Raw genomic sequence first — 19,267 nt, forward strand, 5'->3', positions numbered from 1 at the left:
ACGCTCACTGGTGCGGCGCTGGTTTGATATAGTCGATGTTCTCCTCCTCATACTGGCTGTAGATCATTTGCAGTAAGGTTTTGATGTCTTCTGATTCGTCCAGCAATCGGGTGCTCATGATGATGGGGGAAACCAGATACTGTTCATTCAAGGCTTTATAAATCACATCCTGGCGCTGCAAACTGTGTAGGCAGTGCGGCACCAGGGTGATGCCTTCGCCCGCGGCCACCAACCCCAAAGCCACCTGAAGTTCACGCACTTCCATGATTTTGCGTGGTTCAAGCGCGCGATCGCGGAACGTTGCCAGCACCTGATCGGCAAAGCTTGGCCGTGGAGTTTGCGGATAAACGATCAGGGTTTCCGCTTGCAGGCTGCGCAGCGTGAGTTCCGTTGCCTGCGCCAGCGGATGATCGGCAGCTAACGCCGCCATCAAGGTTTCGTCACGCAGGATAACGCGGCGCACGTTGGCATCTTCATAGCGGATGCGGCCAAAACCAACATCGATTCTGCCCTCTTTCAATGCCTGGATCTGTTCCATGGTCGTCATTTCTTGCAGGCTCATCGCCACTTCCGGGTACTGAGTGCGGAAGCGGCGGATCAGCCGTGGCAAGATCCCGTACAGCGTCGAGGCGACAAAACCAATCGACAGCGAACGTTCCAACTGCCCGACTCGTTGGGTCATCGATTTCAGTTCAACGCTCTGGGCCAGAAATTGCAGCGCATGTCCATAAAAGAAACGGCCCGCTTCGGTGAGTCTGAGCAGGCGAGAGCCCCGTTCAAACAGTAATACCCCCAGATCTTGTTCCAATTGCTGAATCTGTCGGCTGAGCGGCGGTTGGCTGATGTGCAGCCGTTCTGCTGCGCGGCTGAAGTTCTGTTCCTCCGCGACGGCAACAAAATAGCGTAAGTGACGCAGTTCCATATCGATACCTTTTAAGTATGAAAATAATGCTAAATCGGTGTTAGACGGCCAGCATAGGCAGATATATGGTCATAGACAACCTGAATCCGCTGAGTTTGATACCGTAAAAATATGATTAACTCCATTGAGACTTTATTGCTGGACGTTCCGGCCATCCGTCCACACCGCCTGTCGGTGGCCACGGTGAATGTGCAAACCCTGGTGCTGGTGCGTGTGCTGTGTGATGACGGTATTGAAGGCTGGGGCGAAGCAACCACTATCGGTGGGCTGAGCTACGGTGAAGAAAGCCCGGAAAGCGTGAAAGTCAATATCGATACCTACATGGCACCGTTGCTGATCGGTATGGAAGCCAGCCAGGTAGCTCCGGCGATGGCCAGATTGCGTAAATCGATTCAGGGCAATCGCTTCGCCAAGTGCGCACTGGAAACGGCGCTGCTGGATGCCCAGGCGCGGCGGTTGAATATTCCGTTGAGTGAACTGTTGGGGGGCCGCGTGCGTGACGCTCTGCCGGTAGCCTGGACGCTGGCCAGCGGCGATACGCAAAAAGACATTGCCGAAGCGGAAAAGATGTTGGAGCTACGCCGCCACCGCATTTTCAAACTCAAGATTGGCCTGCGGGCAGTTGAAGCGGATGTGGCCCATGTGCTGGCTATTAAGCGGGCGTTGGGTGATGAAGTGAGCGTGCGTGTGGATGTCAATCAAGCCTGGAGCGAACTGGAGGCGGAGCGCGGCATTGCCGCTTTGGAAGCAGGGGGCATTGACCTTATCGAACAACCGATCCGCGCAGAAAACCGCGCTGGTTTAGCGCGGCTCGCCAGGCGTTTTACCGTGCCGATTATGGCAGACGAAGTGCTGAAAGGGCCATTGGATGCCTTCGAACTGGCAACTCACGCCGGTGCCGATGTGTTCTCGGTAAAAATCAGCCAGTCTGGCGGCTTGACTCAGGCGCGGCAGGTGGCCGATATCGCCACGCTGGCGGGGGTTGGCCTGTATGGCGGCACCATGCTGGAAGGGGCAATCGGCACCGCCGCGTCTGCTCAGGTGTTTGCCACTTTCAGCGATCTCAGCCAGGGCACTGAGCTGTTTGGGCCGCTGCTGCTGACGGAAGACATCCTGACCGAACCCTTGGTTTACCGTGATTTTATGTTGCAGGTGCCGACCGGACCGGGGCTGGGTATTGAGATCGATCGTGACAAAGTGGCTGCCCTGCGCCGTGGCTGACAGAACTTAAATTTAAGGACGGACCACATGCTGTTTCACGTAAGAATGGACGTTAATTTACCGGCCTCGATGCCGGAAGCCGAAGCTGCCGCACTGAAAGCCACGGAGAAGGCCCAGTCGCAGGCGCTGCAAGCCAGCGGCCAATGGCGCCATCTGTGGCGCATTGCCGGGCAGTATTCCAACATCAGCCTGTTTGACGTCAGCAGTATTGATGAACTGCATCAACTGCTGTCGCAACTGCCGCTGTTCCCCTACATGAAGATTCAGGTGATACCACTATGCCGCCATCCTTCCTCCATTCGGGAGGACGATCGTTGAGTCAGGCCGCAGATTACATCACTTGCCAATGTTTATGTCGCTGTTCCCTGCTGGGTTAATACCCGTAGGGAGAATAAAAAAGAAAGCCGTTAAAACCAAAAAAATAGCCGCAGGACTGTACCCCCTCGGCGTCCAAATACAAATACGGAGCAATGACATGACTCATAACGACATCGACACCCTGGTCAACAGCTTTATCGTTGACACCGCCAAAGGTGAAGTGAATCCACGCGTTCAGCAGGTGACAGTGCGTTTATTAGGTGACCTGTTTAAAGCGATTGAAGATCTGGATCTGCAACCGAGTGAAATCTGGAAAGGCTTGGAGTATCTGGCGGCAACCGGAGCCAGCCACGAAATGGGGCTGTTGGCCGCCGGGCTGGGGCTGGAGCGTTTTATCGACATTCGTGCCGATGAGGCCGAAGCCAGAGCGGGCCTGACAGGCGGTACGCCGCGCACCATCGAAGGGCCGCTGTACGTCGCCGGAGCGCCGGTTTGCCAAGGGTTTGCTCGCCTGGATGACGGCACTGAGAGCACCGAAGGTGAAGCGTTGTTTATGCAGGGTACGGTAATGGATGCCAACGGCAAACCGCTGCCCGGCGCCACCGTTGAAGTGTGGCACGCTAACCTGATGGGCAACTATTCGTTCTTCGATAAAAGCCAATCGGCCTTCAACCTGCGCCGTACCATTATTACCGACAGCCAGGGCCACTATCAGTTCCGCAGCATTGTACCCTGTGGTTACGGTTGCCCGCCGGAAGGCGCCACCCAGCAGTTGCTGAACCTGTTAGGCCGCCATGGCCGTCGCCCGGCGCATATCCACTTTTTTGTCTATGCCGAGGGTTACCGCAAGCTCACCACGCAGATCAACATCGACGGTGATGAATACCTGTGGGATGACTTTGCGTTCGCCAGCCGTGAAGGGTTGGTGCCGCAGGTGAATAAGATCTCTGCACCGGATCAGTTGGACAGCAAGCAACTCAGCAAACCTTTCTCATCGATCGACTTTAACTTCACGCTGCATAAAGAACGCACCGCCGCGCCAGAAGCCGAAGTGGAACGCAAACGCGCTCAAGCGTAACCCAGTCTTTCACTGCTTCTGTTCAGGAGCAGTGAATCTATCCAACATCGCGCATGACTTCTGCTGAAGCAATGCCTGCCTATTATTTTATGTTCCCACGGTATTTGACGTTGCTAACGGTACGAAGGGGATAACAGGAGCATGAATGTGAGTACGCCACAAGAACTACAAAACTGGCAGCATGTTATTGAAAACAGCCTCGATTTTCGTCCGCAAGAGGGCGTTTATCGCATCGCCCGCTCAATGTTTACCAATCAGGAGCTGTTTGACCTGGAAATGGAGCTGATTTTCGAGAAACAGTGGATTTTTGCCTGCCATGAAAGCCAGATCGCCAACCCGCATGACTTTATTACTGTGCAGGCGGGCCGCCAGCCGATGCTGGTCACCCGTGACGGCAAAGGAGAATTGCATGCGTTAGCCAATACCTGCCAACACCGCGGCGCTACGCTAACCCGCGTGTGCCAGGGTAACCAAAGCACTTTTACCTGCCCGTTTCATGCCTGGTGCTACAAATCCGACGGTGCGCTGGCAAAGGTGAAAGCCCCGGCAGAATACGGCAGCGATTTCGATAAAAGCCGTCATGGTTTAAAAGCGGCACGCATCGCCAGCTATCGCGGCTTTGTGTTTATCAGCCTGGATACCGAGTCTACGCAGAGTTTGACCGAATTCCTGGGGGATACCACGCTGTTTTTCGACATGATGCTGGAACAATCAGAAAACGCCGAGCTGGAAGTGTTGCCTGGAATGTCGACCTATACCTACCCAGGCAACTGGAAGCTGCAAAATGAGAATGGGTTGGATGGTTACCATGTCAGCACCGTTCACTATAACTACGTTTCGACGGTCACCCACCGCCGCGAACTGAATATTCAGCGCGATGGGGCCAGTAGCAGCACGCTTGATTACAGCAAGCTGGGGGCGGGGGATAAAGACACCGACGACGGTTGGTTCTCGTTCAAACATGGGCATGGCCTGTTGTTCAGCGATATGCCCAACGCCGCCGATGTGCGCCCTGGCTACAGCCGCATTATGCCGCGCCTGCTGGATAAATATCCGCCAGAACGGGCACAGTGGACGATGCACCGCCTGCGCAATCTGAATATCTACCCCAGCCTGTTCTTTATGGATCAAATCAGCTCTCAATTACGCATTATCCGCCCGGTCAGTTGGAATAAAACCGAAGTGATTAGCCTGTGTCTGGGGGTGAAAGGGGAGTCCGATCGGGATCGCGAAAGCCGTATCCGCCAGTTTGAGGATTTCTTCAACGTTTCAGGCATGGGCACCCCAGACGATTTGGTGGAGTTTCGTGAACAGCAGCGTGGTTTCGAAGCGCGTAGCACCCAATGGAGTGATATCTCCCGCGGTCATCAGCACTGGCAATATGGCGCGACGCATAACAGCGATATTTTGCAGATTGCGCCCGCGATAACCGGTGTTGAAATTACCCATGAAGGGCTGTATGTCAACCAGCACCAGGCCTGGCAGCAAATGATGCTGGCAGGGCTGGAAAAGAAAATAGCGCAGGCGACGGCGCGCTGAATGGGCTACGACGGAGATAAATCATGCAAAACATCACGCCTGAACAGCGGCAGTACGCTGTTGAACAATTTTTATATCAAGTGTCAGACGCCTGCGATAGCCAGGATTGGGATCGTTACCTGGGTTATTTCACCGAAGATGCCGAGTTTCATGTGCCACAGTGGCGCAGCGAACATGAATACACGCAGAACCCGAAACGGGAAATGTCGCTGATCTACTATGCCAGCCGCTCCGGCCTGGAAGATCGTGTGTTTCGTATTCGCACTGGGAAGTCAGCCGCCTGCACACCGATGCCGCGCACGCTGCACCTGATCGATAACGTGCGCTGCCAGGCCGGTGAAACTGACCAACTGGCCGTTAGCGTGAACTGGGTGACGCACTACTATCGTTTTGGCGAAAGCCGCCATTTCTTTGGCCGTGCCAACTATCGCCTGTGCTGGCAGGGCGAGCAGTTGAAAATTGCGGGAAAACACGTGCTGCTGCTGAATGACAAAATCGATTCCGTGCTCGATTTCTACCATCTCTGATTGGCTTTGGTACGGCGGCTGCGGCCGCCGTTGCTATCAACAGTAATGATACAGGAGTAACCATGACCCATCGCGCCGCGATTATTTTTCGGGATGGACTGACGCAGTTTATTCAGGTTGAGCAGAACGAAAAACTGTTGGATGCGGCTTTTCGTCACGGCATTCAACTGCCGCTGGACTGCCGTGAAGGGGTTTGCGCCACCTGCCGTGGACGTTGTGAATCGGGCACCATCGAAATGGAGTATGTCGATGATGACGCACTGAGCGCCAGCGAGCTTGAGCAGGGCTATATGTTGGCCTGTCAGACGCGGCTGACGTCGCCGGGTTCTTTCTATTTTGATGTCGATTCCAGCATTTGCAACATCAGCCAGCAGAACTATCGCGGGCGAGTCAGCGCGCTGAACCTGCTCTCTGATACGGTAGCCACGCTGGAAATCACGCTGGATGCAGGGGAACCTGCCTTGCATTATCTGCCAGGGCAATATGCGCGCATTCAGATCCCTGGCAGTGAGGAAAGCCGTGCCTATTCGTATGCCAGCGCCAGTGCGCAATCGGCGGCGGTGCGCTTTTTGATTCGTTTGTTGCCGAGCGGGTTGATGAGTGATTATTTACGCCAGCGCTGCCAAGTGGGGGATAGCATTAATTTTACCGCTCCGTTTGGCGCGTTCTATCTGCGTGAGGTGAAGCGCCCGCTGCTGTTTGTCGCCGGGGGAACCGGGCTATCGGCGTTCCTCAGCATGCTGGAAAGCCTGGCCGAACAGGGGGATGGTGGACAGCCTATCGCGCTCTATTACGGGGTAAACCGCGAGAGCGAGATCAGTGAACTGGAGCGGCTCGATTCATTAACCCAACGGCTGGGCCATTTCAGTTATCAGGTGGTGGTGGTCGATCCCGGTGCTGAATGGCAGGGCAAAAAAGGCTGGGTTACCCATGCGTTGGAAAGCCATCTGCTGCAACAACCGTTCGATGCTTATCTGTGCGGGCCGCCGCCGATGATCGAAGCAACCTGCAACTGGTTATCTGCCCAACCGGTAGCCGAACATCAGGTCTATTTTGAGCGCTTTGTTTCCAGTTGAAGAGGTTTCCTTTTATCGCGCACTATTTTCACACCAAGGAGAGCTTTTATGGCTCAGATCGAGATAAACGTCGTTGATATTACGCCAATAATTGACAATGCGAAGTTTCAGAATATCCACCGCCTGACTATTTTTTGGTGTGCCTACATTATTATATTCGATGGTTATGATCTCGCCGTGCTGGGGGTAGTTTTACCCAAACTGATGGCGGACTGGGGGTTAACGGCAACTCAGGCAGGCTTATTGGGCAGCTATACGCTGATTGGCATGATGCTGGGCGCCCTGTCGTTGGGATCGCTTTCAGATAAGATAGGTAAAAAGAAGGTGATTGCCCTGTGCGTGATTACCTTCAGCTTATTTACGTTTCTCTGTGGATTTACCGTTAATGCCGCCCAGTTTGGCTGGTGCCGCTTTATTGCGGGCATTGGCCTGGGCGGTGTGATGCCCAACGTGACGTCACTCACCAGCGAATATTCACCAAAAAACAAACGCAGCTTGATGGTTGGCTTAATGTTCAGTGGTTATTCCATCGGCGGCATGTGGGCCGCGATATTGGGCATTTACCTGATTCCGCTCATGGGCTGGCAGTCGATATTTTACGTTGCTATTTTCCCCATCCTGTTTTTACCCTGGATGTTAAAACACCTTCCTGAGTCAGCGGCTTTCTTAATTAAAACCAAACAAAATGAACGTTTAAAGCATGCGCTGGAAAAAATTGCACCAGATTATATTCATCAATCAGGAACCGAATTTGTCAGCCAATCGGCGCTGGGGGCAGGCCCGGTAAAAATGGCCATTGGGGACTTGTTCTCTAATAACCGCATGTTAAGCACCCTGATGTTCTGGCTGGTCTTTTTTATGTCGCTTTATGTGATTTATGGCATGACGTCCTGGTTACCTAAACTGATGCTACAGGCGGGTTACCCGTTGGGTTCCAGCCTGATGTTCCTGTTTACCCTACACTTTGGCACCATTGCCGGCGCGTTAAGCAGTTGCTGGCTAATGGATAAAGTGAGTGGCAGAACCGTGCTGATCGCTTATTTCCTGCTGGGTTCGGTGACGATTGCGCTTTTAGGTGTTCAGAATTCGATGAGCATCCTGTATCTGTTGCTGATTATCGCCGGGGCCAGCACCATTGGCACCCAGATAGCCATGACCTCTTATGTCGCCCGTTTTTACCCCAGCACCATGACGTCAACGGGGCTGGGATGGGGATTAGGGATTGGGCGGATTGGCGCTATTCTTGGCCCTTTCGCGGGTGGGTTGTTAATTGATATGGAATTAACGTTACAACAAAATTTCATGGCTTTTGCTTTGCCGTCGTTACTGGCCGCAGGCTGCATGTTTTTTGTTAACCCACGGCTGGCGGCCTCTTAATTACTGGGCTGATGCTGAGTATCTAAAAGTAAGAGCTGGGTTTTCTTGCAGGGGCTACTTATCAGCCCCTTTATCATGCCAATATCTCCAGCTTTTGAGGGCTGCGCTTGACTTTATAGGGTGATATTTTGCGGGCCAAGCTTTTGGAGCAGCGCGCTAATATCCACCTCATCGACTTTACCCACCTGCAAATATGCCATGGCATAATCGCGCCACACGCCCGATTGCAGGAACAGAATAAACAATTCACGATCGAGGTGATTTTCGTTCACCATCGCCGTCATGATCTTCAACGCTTCCGATAGCGATTTCCCCGGTTTATATGGGCGATCGGCGGCGGTCAGCGCTTCAAATACGTCGGCAATGGCCATCATTCTGACCGGAATGCTCATTTGTGTGTAATTCAGTTGATAAGGGTAACCTTTACCATCCATACGTTCATGGTGCCCCCCGGCAATGACCGGCACCTGCGCCATGGTGCGTGGGAACGGCAGCCTGTTCAGCATAATAATCGTCTGCATAATATGCTCATTGATTTTATAACGCTCTTCGTCATTCAGGGTGCCACGGCGAATGGAAAGGTTATAAATCTCCCCATAGTTATAGAGATATTTGGGCTCTTTGAGTTTGAAGAGATAATTCTCAGGCAGGTGGTTTTTGCTATCCCGATAAATGATGTGTTCTTCTTTATCTGCCAGCATGGCTTCCTGTACCGGCAAATCGCGTACCGGTTGGCGGGTTTTGCGTACTCCTTCGGCTTGGGAAACCCCAGCGGTATCATCCAGGGTACGCGTCCATTGATAATCGGCAATCTGTTTAACACGGGCGAGCGCATCATCAGACAGGAATTCACCGCCAATATTACATTGGGCAATAAAATAAAAATCCTCATCTAACTGGCGGAGTTCTTCAGCCAGTTGCTGCTCTTGTTCGCTGCGTTCTTGTGCTGGAAGCTGGTTACGCAAATAAAGGATCTCTTTTTCTCTTTTCAGCACTTCGAACCGCATACGTATTTCGTGGATGCGATCATAAATAAGCTCCAACTTGGTGGCTTTATCCACCACGAATTCTGGTGTGGTGATCTTCCCACAGTCGTGCAGCCAGCAGGCGGTATGTAACTCTTCCCATTCATTTTCTGACAGAGTGAAATCGGTGAAGGGACCTTCTTTGCTATCAACCGCCGCTTTGGCCAACATTTTGGTAATTTCGGGTACGCGCTGGCAATGGCCGCCGGTATAGGCACTTTTGGCGTCGATTGCCCCTGCGATCAGTTCGATAAAGGCATTCAGCAGGTTTTTTTGTTCCAGCAACAGATATTGCGTTTCTATCGCAACGGATAAACTGCCAACCAGTGCGTTGACCAACTGTATTTTGGCGTTCTCACGTTTGGCGCTCAATTCGTTAGGGATAAACAGCAGTAAGAACCCCAAAAGCTGTTCATCATGCGTTTGCATCGGCACTGCAACATAACGCAGTGGAAAATGAGGCTGGAAAAAGGTGCGCAATGAGTCAGGGATCTGTTGATGATCAAATACCCCAGAAACCGTTTTGTTTTCCAATATCTGCCAAAAGGTGGCGGGATTATTATTATCAAATCGCAGTGAGGCGATTTCTGAGACCGGGATATCTTGCTCATTCCAACGAAAAGCGATGGGGGTGAAGGTATCCTGATGTTTATCAGATAAGAAAATCACCCCGCCGTTCATCGCCGCAATTTCAGCCATTTCATTGAGCAACCCCTGCATCTGCTGCGGGAAATTGTCTTTGGCTGACAATATGCTGCCCATGGAAATAAACTGTTTCAATGTCTGTTTCATTTTTGACATGGCTTTATGAAGATCGTCAACTTCTTCAATGGCCGAGTGTTCTTCATTTCCCTCATCAAAGATCAGATTACTGATCGCTTCGGCGTCTTTCCGCAGGCGAATAAGCGGTTTGGAAATCCGCCGGGAAAAATACCAGACGATTGGCAAGCTGAAAACCAGGAGGATAAAAGCAACCAGCGTTGAACGATTACGAATCGAATTGGCACCCAAGGTAAGGTAAGCCGAAGGGGTGGCAATAACCAACTGATATTTGTTCCCATTGTTATCAATATTGACAACGGAGCCATACCAACCTTGGTCTTGTGCATTAAAAATAATACTGCCCCCGGCGTTTTCCTGAGCGTTATTCTGATGAGAATCGAGTAAGGTTTTTAATACGGGAATACGGCTAATACTGTTGAAGTTATCACTGCCCTGAACACCCTGATTTTTAAACTCTGGCTGGCTGGCGATAGTTTCATTGGCAAAATTAATAATCGCTGCCTGGCTACCCTGCGGCAGGCTTTGCTGTTTCAGAAATTGAGATAATGAAGCTAAAGAAACATCCAGGCCAGTAACCGCATGTTTATTTTCTGCCTGGCGGCTGTAAGTGAACCCCGTTTCTCCTGTCACTTTGAATATGTAGTTAGGTGAGGTTGCCAAACCGGGGTTTTTGGATGCCTGAATAAACCAGCTACGCGTACGTGGGTCATATTGGTCGTTATCAACGATTCTTTCTGCCACCACCTGTAGTTGATCGTTGAGGTAAATAAAGCGTTTTTCGGGGTGAGTGTCTAAAAAACGATTGCTTTGCACCAGCCAATTCGCATTTTCGGGAACCTTGAAGAAATCGCGGTTAGCGGCGGTGATGCGCCGCAGCATAAAGAAATCCCCATTAGGGTAAGCGGTGTATACCGAACTGGCATAATTGTTCTGTTTCAGTATTTCAATAAATTTACCAATAGACGCCATTCTTTCTTCGAGAGTCGAAGCTTCGGTAATCTGGGTATCTGCCAGAATATTGACCGACATCGCCATGCTGCGCGTTACGGCATTTAACTCGGAAGCAGTTGCCTCACCGGTTTTTTGATACTGCCGGTTGATGCTGATTTCGGCCAATTTGGTCAATTGGCTATGGTTGAAAATGATAATCGCGCTGCCGATGGAAACGATCAATAAGGTGAATAGAGCAGCAATCTGGATATGTAAAGGGTAGCGATTTTTTAGCCCAGATAAATGACCTTGCATAGGCGTCACCTTGGAAATGTGTTTCCCAAATAATGTAAGCATAGACGACACGGGATAAGCCCTAGATGATGCTTAATATTTTGATATTTAAAATTAAAATATTTTTTTTCAGATAAAAAACTAAAAAGAAAGCCAAAAAATTAATTTTTGTCTGAGAAGCAAGGTAAATACAGTATGACTGTTCTATCCGGCAGTTTTTTCTTTTCAACATTGAAAATACGCAGCTGCTCCTGTCTCCTGCCAGGTAACTTCCACTTTTTTGAGTAATTTTGCATAAATTTTTGTATTACGCTTTTTTTATGCGAAATGTCATGGAATTTAATCAATTATAACCATTACATTTACATGGTTATAACCCTGAAGATCCCCTGCCTACGCCAGCGAAATAAAAGGTCATAACGTCAATTACTTAACAATGCTTTTTTAGCCAAATTGTTCGGAAAGGATACTATGAATCAATTTATCGTTGCAGAATCAGAGGCCTGCATTGGCTGCCGAAGCTGCGAAGTGGCTTGTGTGACAGTTCATCATCAAGGGGATTACCCCAGCCAGCGGGAATATTTCACCCCACGGGTGAAAGTTATCCAGGGCCCGCATGCCAATACGGCGGTTTTCTGCCATCACTGTGAAGAAGCACCCTGTGCCAATGTTTGCCCAACCGGAGCCATTGCTCAAAGTGATGACAGCATTTTGGTCAACCAGGAAAAATGCATCGGCTGCAAAGCCTGCGCCGTAGCTTGCCCGTTTGGCATGATGACGGTAGTGACTGAAACCGTGCAACCGGCTAATCACCGTTTGGCCGACAGTTATCAAAAAACCGAAGCTCAGAAGTGCGATCTGTGTCATGACCTGAATCAGGAACCGGCGTGTGTACGGGCTTGCCCGACCCATGCATTGAGCCTGGTCGATACCAAAACGTTGGTTGAGCAACAAAGACAAAAGCGCCAGCGCACTGCGGCGCGCGATCTTCACAGCCAACTGTTTGGCAGCGTTACCAATCAGAAAACGGTGCTGAAAGGTCAGGAGCGGCCTAAACCGATTCGTAATCTGCTGCAACAACCCAGAGCACCGCGTTTGGAAGCCAACAAGATCCCGCTTGAACGGCGTAAAACAACGTTTGCAGAGATTTATCAACCGTTCACCGAGCAACAAATTCACCAGCAGGCGGAACGTTGCCTGAACTGCGGCAAGCAGAGTATCTGTTCCTGGACCTGCCCACTGCATAACCAGATCCCACAATGGATCAAACTGGCGGGTCAGGGCCGTATCTGGGAAGCCGCCGAACTGTCGCACCAGACCAGCAGCCTGCCGGAAGTGTGTGGCCGGGTCTGCCCACAGGATCGGCTGTGTGAGCAATCCTGCACCCTGAACGGCCACGGTGGCGCGGTCACCATCGGTAATATCGAACGTTACATCACCGAAACCGCCTTCGAAATGGGCTGGCGGCCGGATATGTCTGCTGTCAAAAACAGCGGCAAACGGGTGGCGATCATCGGTGCAGGCCCGGCGGGGCTAGGCTGTGCTGATATTCTGGTGCGTAACGGCATCAAACCGGTGGTATTTGACCGTTATCCAGAGATTGGTGGCCTGCTGACCTTCGGCATTCCGGCGTTCAAGCTGGAGAAAGATGTGATGGCCAGAAGGCGCGAAATCTTCAGTGATATGGGGGTCGAATTCCGTCTGAATACCGAGATTGGCAAAGATATTTCGATGGAAGCGCTGCTGAATGAGTACGACGCGCTGTTCCTTGGTGTGGGTACGTATCAATCCATGCGTGCAGGTTTAGAGAATGAAGATGCACCGCAGGTTTACGCCGCGCTGCCGTTCCTGGTAGCGAATACCCAACATCTGATGGGCTATCCCGACAACCCGAAAAGCCCCTATATCAACATGGCGGGCAAGCGGGTGGTGGTGCTGGGGGGCGGTGATACCGCGATGGATTGCGTGCGCACCTCGCTGCGGCACGGGGCGACACAGGTGATTTGTGCCTATCGTCGTGATGAAAAAAGCATGCCGGGCTCCAAACGGGAAGTGAAAAATGCCCGTGAAGAAGGGGCAGAATTTATGTTCAACCTGCAACCGTTGAGCATCGTGGTGGATAAACAAGGCAACGTCAGCGGCATTCAGATGCAGCGCACCGAAATGGGCGCGGCCGACAGCCAAGGGCGGCGGCAGGCGGTGGTGGTCGCGAATTCTGAACATGTCGTGCCGGCGGATGCGGTGATTATGGCCTTTGGTTTCAGCCCGCACCGTATGGGCTGGCTGGCCGAACATAATGTGGTGCTGGATCGGCAAGGGCGGGTGGTTGCGCCTACCGTGGCGGGGTATCCCTATCAGACCAGCAACCGTAAGATTTTTGCCGGTGGCGATATCGTGCGCGGGGCGGATCTGATAGTGACGGCCATTGCGGAAGGGCGTAAAGCGGCGGAAAGCATCGCTTATTACCTGGATGTTCTATAACGCGCCTAATAGCCTATTCACCAGGCTATTTTATTTGCCATTTTGAACCTGGGCAGTGCTCAGAACCCTCACGTACTTGGTGTACGCTCTGGTTCCGCCGCGCTGTCCGTGTTCAAACTGCCTGCAACAATGACGCTTATTGGGGCAGACTTTGAGGAGAGAAATAATGAATCAGTTTGTTATCGCCGACATGCAGCAGTGTATCGGTTGCCGTACCTGCGAAATTGCCTGCGTGGTAGCACACCGCGGTGAGAACCCGCAGCCGATCACACCGGAGAACTTTAATCCCCGTTTGAAAGTGATGAAAACCTTCAGCGTGAGCGCCCCGATGCTGTGCCGCCAGTGTGAGAATGCCCCTTGCCTGAATGCCTGCCCGAATGAGGCGATTTATAACCGCAACGGCAGTGTGCAAGTGATGCAGTCACGCTGTATTGGGTGCAAAACCTGCATGGTGGTTTGCCCTTATGGTGCAATGGAAGTGGTGACCAGCCATGCGGGCAATACCCACAGCCGCGCGCAGGCCAACAAATGTGATCTCTGCGATGGGCGCAGCGCAGGCCCGGCCTGCATTGAAGTGTGCCCGACAGCGGCGTTGAAGTTGATCAGACCCGCCGATCTGCAAGCCATGCAGCGGGAAAAACAGCAGCGTGCGGCACTCGGTTCCGCACCGAATCTGTTGCAATAACCATCGTACAGGGAGAATTATCATGGAAAAAATCACCACCGTCTGCCCGTACTGCGGTTCTGGCTGCAAACTGAATCTGCTGGTGGAGAATGGCAAAATAGTCAGTGCTCAACCGGCCAATGGTGTGACCAATCAGGGGGAACTGTGCCTGAAAGGTTATTACGGCTGGGATTTCTTGCAGGATACCAAACTGCTGACCCCCCGTTTAACGTCCCCATTGATCCGCCGCCAGCGGGGCGGTGAATTTGAGAAAGTAAGCTGGGATGAAGCCATCAGCTATATCAGCGCAAAGTTGTCTGCCATCAAGCAGCAGCATGGCGCTGATGCGATCATGATGACCGGTTCTTCGCGCGGCCCAGGCAATGAAGCCAACTATGTGATGCAGAAGTTTGCCCGTGCGGTGATCGGCACTAATAATATCGACTGTTGCGCCCGTTTGTGCCATGGCCCATCGGTGGCGGGCCTGCAACAGACGCTGGGCAACGGGGCCATGAGCAACTCGATTAATGAGTTGGAAAATACCCAATGCCTGCTGATTTTTGGCTATAACGCGGCGGATTCGCACCCGATTGTGGCGCGGCGCATCCTGAAGGCGAAAGCCAAAGGTGCCAAAGTGATCGTTTGCGATCCGCGTTACATTGAAACCGCGCGCATCGCCGATCAGTGGTTGCCGTTGAAGAACGGCAGCAATATGGCGCTGGTGAATGCGTTTATTCATGTTCTGATCGAAGAAGGCTTATACAACAAGAGCTATGTCGAATCCTATACCGAAGGTTTCGATCAACTGCGCCAGACGGTGGCAAAATACACGCCAGAATATGTGGCTAACATCACCGGTTTGACGGCGCAGCAAATCCGCGAAGCCATTCGTACCTATGCTGCCGCGCCAACGGCCACCATTCTTTGGGGCATGGGCGTTACCCAGTGGGGGCAGGCGGTGGATGTGGTCAAAGGGCTATCTTCACTGGCGTTGCTGACCGGCAATTTAGGGCGGCCCAACGTGGGGGTTGGCCCGGTACGTGGGCAGAATAATGTGCAGGGTGCCTGCGACATGGGCGTGCTGCCCAATACCTTCCCCGGCTATGAGAAAGTGGGGGATGCGGTGGCCAGCGCTAAATTTGCCAAAGCCTGGGGGGTTGAGCGCCTGCCGATGGAAATTGGTTACTCCATCACCGATGTGCCGCACAAAGTGGCTGAAGGAAAACTGAAAGCCTATTACGTCTTTGGCGAAGATCCGATCCAAACCGAACCGGATTTGGCGGCGATGCGCACAGCCTTTGAACAGTTGGAACTGGTGATCGTGCAGGATATCTTCATGACCAAAACGGCTTACCTGGCGGATGTGATCCTGCCCGCCACGTCCTGGGGGGAACATGAAGGCGTCTATACCTGTGCCGATCGCGGTTTTCAGCGTTTCGGCAAGGCGATTGAACCGGCAGGAGACGTGAAGCCTGATTGGGAGATCATCAGCCTGCTGGCCAGCGCGATGGATTATCCAATGTCGTATCAAAACACGCGTGAGATCTGGGACGAATTACGCCAACTGTGCCCGAATTTCTATGGCGCCACCTACGATAAAATGGAAGGGCTCGGTTATGTGGCTTGGCCGTGCCCCAGTGAAGATCACCCCGGCACGCCTTATCTGTATGAAGGTAATAAATTCAGTACGCCGAATGGCAAAGGTTACTTGTGCAGCGCCGAATGGCAGCCACCGCATGAAAAAACGGATCAGGCCTATCCGCTGGCGCTGTGTACGGTGCGAGAGGTAGGCCACTACAGCTGCCGTTCAATGACCGGTAACTGTTCGGCGTTGCAGACGCTGGCAGATGAACCGGGGTATGTGCAGATCCATCCTCATGATGCCAGTGAATGGGGGATTGACGATCAGGCGCTGATTTGGGTTGTCTCGCGTCGTGGCAAGGTGATGGCACGCGCCGCGCTGACTGAGCGGGCCAATGCTGGTGCGGTCTATATGACCTATCAGTGGTGGATTGGCGCCTGCAATGAGCTGACGCTGGATCATGTTGATCCGGTATCCAAAACGCCGGAGTTCAAACATTGTGCGGTGCGGGTTGATGCTATTGCCGATCAGGCTTGGGCAGAGACGGAAGTGCAACAGCGCTACAGCGCACTGAAAAAACAACTGCTGGAGGCGGCGCCGAGCGCCTGATTTTTGGTAGGGACACCACGCCTGCTCGCTGGGCGTGGTGGTTAGTGTCCTGAACGGTGGAATCCAGCCAGATAGTCGATAAAGAAACGCATATTGCCCGCATTTTTGTTTCCAAAATCATAAATATTCAGCATTAACTGCATTTTATAAATCGGCCTGAAGTAATGGCGTTGATTTATCAATTGAGGCGATCAGAAAACCCCATAATATATATGGAATAGACAGTATTCAGTCAGTATCACATGGTACTATATCCATGCATTTTATATGGATATGGAGCGTTTACTATGATGATTCGTCTGGTAGTTCCCCTTTCATTTGTTAGCCTGTCGATCACGGCGGCACTAGCCTCTGATGTTATGCTCAATACGCCGCAGTTTAGCGGTATCGATAATTTCCGCGATGTGGCGGGTACTCAAACTGCCTACAACACCAGTCATAATGGGATTATGCGTTCAGGCGTGTTTTATCGTTCTAATGCGTTAACCCCTTCGGCCAGCGATTTACCGGTTTTTAATACGCTAGGGATTGAAAAAGTTTTTGATTTACGCACAGAAGATGAAATTGCGGGTACGCCAGATACTTTACCCACCGGAGCCCGCTATCAACATATCGATATTCTCGGCAATATTGCTTCTGGCAGCAATATTGGCAGTGTTTCACCCACAACGGCGGATGAATCTATTGCCATGATGCAAAGAGTGAATGCTGAGTTTGTTAATAACGCAGTGATGCGCGGTCAATTTGGTTTATTGTTCAATGAACTGGCCGCAACGGAAGATGCTGCTTTATTCCACTGTACGGCAGGCAAAGATCGCACTGGTTGGACGGCGGCACTGTTGCAAAGTATTGCGGGCGTGGATAGCCAAACCATTATGGAAGATTATCTGGCGACTAACGACTATAGCCAAATGCGCGTTGAAGCCACCTTGGCTCAAATGCCAGCCGATATGGCCGCGATTTATAAACCGTTACTCACCGTTGAAGCCAGTTATCTGCAAACCGGTCTGGATACGGTGCAGGCTCAATATGGTGATATAGATAATTATTTAAAAAATGGCCTGGGTTTGTCACAAGAAACCATTTATGTCCTGCGTGGCAAGATGGTGGCCTATACAACGCTTCCTGGGCAGGAATCTAGCCAGGGCAACGCTGCCGCAGGGGCACAACTCCTGAATGAATTGCAAAACAGTGCTTTGTCAGGCCATTACACGTCTTACAACTATTATCTGCAATCGGCGGTCGATGCGGGAACTTTGGGGGGCGTTGAATCACGGGTAGGGGGCCAAGTGCATGCCGATTCGGGCAGTTATTTGCTGCGGCAGCCGAGTACCCTTGATTCCGCCATGCAGCCTTATGTTGCGGGGCACGAACTGGAAAACGGTCAAAATAAAGCATGGGCGCACATACTGGCAGACCATCTTGGAATGGATGGCAGCGATCGGATCGCCAGCAGTGACGAAGATACGTATGGCATTATCTTCGGGGTAACCCAGCGGATGAATGCCAACCTAAGTGTCTACGGCGATCTCGGGTATGCCCGTGGCAAGGTGGAGAGCGCGCAGGGGCAGGTTGATACTGATACAACGTTCCTGGGGTTTGGTGGCCGCTACGGTTTTACTGGCCTGGAGCAAGGCTTCTACACGGCACTGGGCTTTAATGCCGGTATCATTGACTACCAAAGCCAGCGTGAAATAGGTGGGGGGCTAGGAACGGCACGGGGCGATACGCGGGGTAACCAGATAGGCGCCAAGGCGGCTCTTGGCTATGTGTACAGGTTGCCAAGTATGACATTGGAGCCTTCTGTGGGCATGAGGGTGTCACATCTGCGCCTTAACAGTTTTCAGGAAAATGGCAGTGAAATGGCGCTTAAGATGGATAGCGTTGATGAAACTGTGACCAGTGCTACGGCCAATCTCACGATGAGCGTTGGGCCTTTCCAATCTGGGGCATGGTCGGTTGTTCCGATGGTAAACCTTGGTTATGAACATTTCCTCAGTTCCCCTTCTTTCAGCAGCCAAGGGCAGCTTGAAGGATACTCGATTGTACAGGATGCCGCCTTCTCCAGCCGTAATCAGGTTAAAGGCGGAGTAAATCTGGCCGCTAGTCGTGGGCCATTAACCCTAATGGCCGGAGGCAATGTTGCAGGAGGAAAAGATAATCATGGGTATAGCGGTAACCTGACCATCAGTTATGCATTTTAACTGCGTTAGGTATTGAACGTTGCATTGATCGCTAGTTGCTGACGGTAGCCTTATGTACCGTCAGCTCAGACGGAGATATTTTTACTGCACCAAGGGGGTTACCCCGTTGGCGACCTGTCATTGTGATGGTTTTTTCCGCACTGGCTGCTTGCCGCTTTTTCAAGAAAAATGATAGAAATCCTATCAGATAACGGGCTGCTATGAGAAATACAGTATCCGTTGCGTTGGTATAAGCGAATATTTGCGCTGCTTAAACTCCCGGTAAAAAGCTGATAATAAGATACTGATGGAAAATGCGTTTCGATCGCAGCAAGCAGCGCAGAACCTATTCCTCGCCCTTGATATTCCGGTTGAACAATTAATTTACCGATCAGGCAGCGGTTATTATCAGCTTTTGCTCTAACTGAGCCTACAATGGCTCCATCAATCACCGCCTTAAGAATTACATGATCAGAAAACTCTGTAATTAAAGAACTCATTGACTGTGTTAATGGGGGAATATTCCAATCCTGATAAAGCCTGGCTTCGGACTGATACGCCAACTTTTGCAGGGCAAGGATGTGCTCTGCATCAGTAACAACTGCACTATCAATGGTATACATGCGCGAATCACTCCCTGTACAAGCAAAAAATACCC

The 19,267-nt window shown here is 51.7% G+C and carries 14 protein-coding genes; 11 read left to right on the plus strand and 3 right to left on the minus strand.

The window, feature by feature from the left end:
- Positions 1-4: 4 nt before the first annotated feature.
- The gene (locus Z042_RS14360) at positions 5-922 is read right to left on the minus strand and encodes a LysR family transcriptional regulator (protein ID WP_037405855.1); all 918 of its coding nucleotides are present in this window, start codon (positions 920-922) and stop codon (positions 5-7) included.
- 111 nt (positions 923-1,033) lie between these two features.
- On the opposite strand from Z042_RS14360, the gene Z042_RS14365 reads away from it, so the two are divergent.
- The 7 genes from Z042_RS14365 (at position 1,034) to Z042_RS14395 (ending at position 8,058) form a co-directional block, all read left to right on the plus strand.
- On the plus strand, positions 1,034-2,143 hold the full coding sequence (locus Z042_RS14365) for a muconate/chloromuconate family cycloisomerase (protein ID WP_024910992.1): 1,110 nt from the start codon (positions 1,034-1,036) through the stop codon (positions 2,141-2,143).
- 27 nt (positions 2,144-2,170) lie between these two features.
- Positions 2,171-2,461: a muconolactone Delta-isomerase gene (gene catC / locus Z042_RS14370; RefSeq protein WP_024910991.1), complete on the plus strand. Its 291-nt coding sequence runs from the start codon at positions 2,171-2,173 to the stop codon at positions 2,459-2,461.
- 157 nt (positions 2,462-2,618) lie between these two features.
- Complete coding sequence (catA, locus tag Z042_RS14375) at positions 2,619-3,539, plus strand: catechol 1,2-dioxygenase (RefSeq protein ID WP_024910990.1); 921 nt, start codon at positions 2,619-2,621, stop codon at positions 3,537-3,539.
- A gap of 147 nt (positions 3,540-3,686) precedes the next feature.
- Positions 3,687-5,078 (plus strand): anthranilate 1,2-dioxygenase large subunit, encoded by a 1,392-nt coding sequence (gene antA, locus Z042_RS14380; protein ID WP_024910989.1) that lies wholly within the window; start codon positions 3,687-3,689, stop codon positions 5,076-5,078.
- A 23-nt stretch (positions 5,079-5,101) separates the two neighbouring features.
- Entirely contained in the window at positions 5,102-5,605 is a 504-nt protein-coding gene (gene antB / locus Z042_RS14385) for an anthranilate 1,2-dioxygenase small subunit (protein ID WP_037405853.1), read from the plus strand.
- Between the two features lie 62 nt (positions 5,606-5,667).
- Positions 5,668-6,681: an anthranilate 1,2-dioxygenase electron transfer component AntC gene (antC, locus tag Z042_RS14390; RefSeq protein WP_024910987.1), complete on the plus strand. Its 1,014-nt coding sequence runs from the start codon at positions 5,668-5,670 to the stop codon at positions 6,679-6,681.
- Between the two features lie 48 nt (positions 6,682-6,729).
- Positions 6,730-8,058 (plus strand): MFS transporter, encoded by a 1,329-nt coding sequence (locus Z042_RS14395; protein ID WP_024910986.1) that lies wholly within the window; start codon positions 6,730-6,732, stop codon positions 8,056-8,058.
- 113 nt (positions 8,059-8,171) lie between these two features.
- Here Z042_RS14395 and Z042_RS14400 read toward each other — a convergent pair whose 3' ends face one another.
- Complete coding sequence (locus Z042_RS14400; protein ID WP_024910985.1) at positions 8,172-11,111, minus strand: HD domain-containing phosphohydrolase; 2,940 nt, start codon at positions 11,109-11,111, stop codon at positions 8,172-8,174.
- 450 nt (positions 11,112-11,561) lie between these two features.
- On the opposite strand from Z042_RS14400, the gene aegA reads away from it, so the two are divergent.
- From aegA to Z042_RS14420, 4 genes are all read left to right on the plus strand, one after another.
- Positions 11,562-13,571 carry a formate-dependent uric acid utilization protein AegA gene (aegA, locus tag Z042_RS14405; RefSeq protein ID WP_024910984.1) on the plus strand — a complete coding sequence of 670 codons (2,010 nt, stop codon included), beginning with the start codon at positions 11,562-11,564 and terminating at the stop codon, positions 13,569-13,571.
- 166 nt (positions 13,572-13,737) lie between these two features.
- The gene (locus Z042_RS14410; protein WP_024910983.1) at positions 13,738-14,256 is read left to right on the plus strand and encodes a 4Fe-4S dicluster domain-containing protein; all 519 of its coding nucleotides are present in this window, start codon (positions 13,738-13,740) and stop codon (positions 14,254-14,256) included.
- A gap of 22 nt (positions 14,257-14,278) precedes the next feature.
- Positions 14,279-16,426 (plus strand): formate dehydrogenase subunit alpha, encoded by a 2,148-nt coding sequence (gene fdhF / locus Z042_RS14415; RefSeq protein ID WP_024910982.1) that lies wholly within the window; start codon positions 14,279-14,281, stop codon positions 16,424-16,426.
- 287 nt (positions 16,427-16,713) lie between these two features.
- Entirely contained in the window at positions 16,714-18,630 is a 1,917-nt protein-coding gene (locus tag Z042_RS14420) for a tyrosine-protein phosphatase (RefSeq protein ID WP_024910981.1), read from the plus strand.
- A gap of 98 nt (positions 18,631-18,728) precedes the next feature.
- Here the strand turns inward: Z042_RS14420 and Z042_RS14425 are convergent, their stop codons facing one another.
- Positions 18,729-19,232 (minus strand): GNAT family N-acetyltransferase, encoded by a 504-nt coding sequence (locus tag Z042_RS14425; RefSeq protein ID WP_024910980.1) that lies wholly within the window; start codon positions 19,230-19,232, stop codon positions 18,729-18,731.
- Between the last annotated feature and the right edge of the window lie 35 nt (positions 19,233-19,267).

Source organism: Chania multitudinisentens RB-25, from assembly GCF_000520015.2.
Lineage (GTDB): Bacteria > Pseudomonadota > Gammaproteobacteria > Enterobacterales > Enterobacteriaceae > Chania > Chania multitudinisentens.

Coding starts and splice junctions, on each gene's coding strand:
- fdhF (WP_024910982.1), top strand. CDS start 14,279: ATGGAAAAAATCACCACCGTCTGCCCGTACTGCGGTTCTGGCTGCAAA.
- Z042_RS14425 (WP_024910980.1), bottom strand. CDS start 19,232: ATGTATACCATTGATAGTGCAGTTGTTACTGATGCAGAGCACATCCTT.
- Z042_RS14395 (WP_024910986.1), top strand. CDS start 6,730: ATGGCTCAGATCGAGATAAACGTCGTTGATATTACGCCAATAATTGAC.
- Z042_RS14365 (WP_024910992.1), top strand. CDS start 1,034: ATGATTAACTCCATTGAGACTTTATTGCTGGACGTTCCGGCCATCCGT.
- Z042_RS14410 (WP_024910983.1), top strand. CDS start 13,738: ATGAATCAGTTTGTTATCGCCGACATGCAGCAGTGTATCGGTTGCCGT.
- Z042_RS14420 (WP_024910981.1), top strand. CDS start 16,714: ATGATGATTCGTCTGGTAGTTCCCCTTTCATTTGTTAGCCTGTCGATC.
- catA (WP_024910990.1), top strand. CDS start 2,619: ATGACTCATAACGACATCGACACCCTGGTCAACAGCTTTATCGTTGAC.
- aegA (WP_024910984.1), top strand. CDS start 11,562: ATGAATCAATTTATCGTTGCAGAATCAGAGGCCTGCATTGGCTGCCGA.
- catC (WP_024910991.1), top strand. CDS start 2,171: ATGCTGTTTCACGTAAGAATGGACGTTAATTTACCGGCCTCGATGCCG.
- antC (WP_024910987.1), top strand. CDS start 5,668: ATGACCCATCGCGCCGCGATTATTTTTCGGGATGGACTGACGCAGTTT.
- Z042_RS14360 (WP_037405855.1), bottom strand. CDS start 922: ATGGAACTGCGTCACTTACGCTATTTTGTTGCCGTCGCGGAGGAACAG.
- Z042_RS14400 (WP_024910985.1), bottom strand. CDS start 11,111: ATGCAAGGTCATTTATCTGGGCTAAAAAATCGCTACCCTTTACATATC.
- antB (WP_037405853.1), top strand. CDS start 5,102: ATGCAAAACATCACGCCTGAACAGCGGCAGTACGCTGTTGAACAATTT.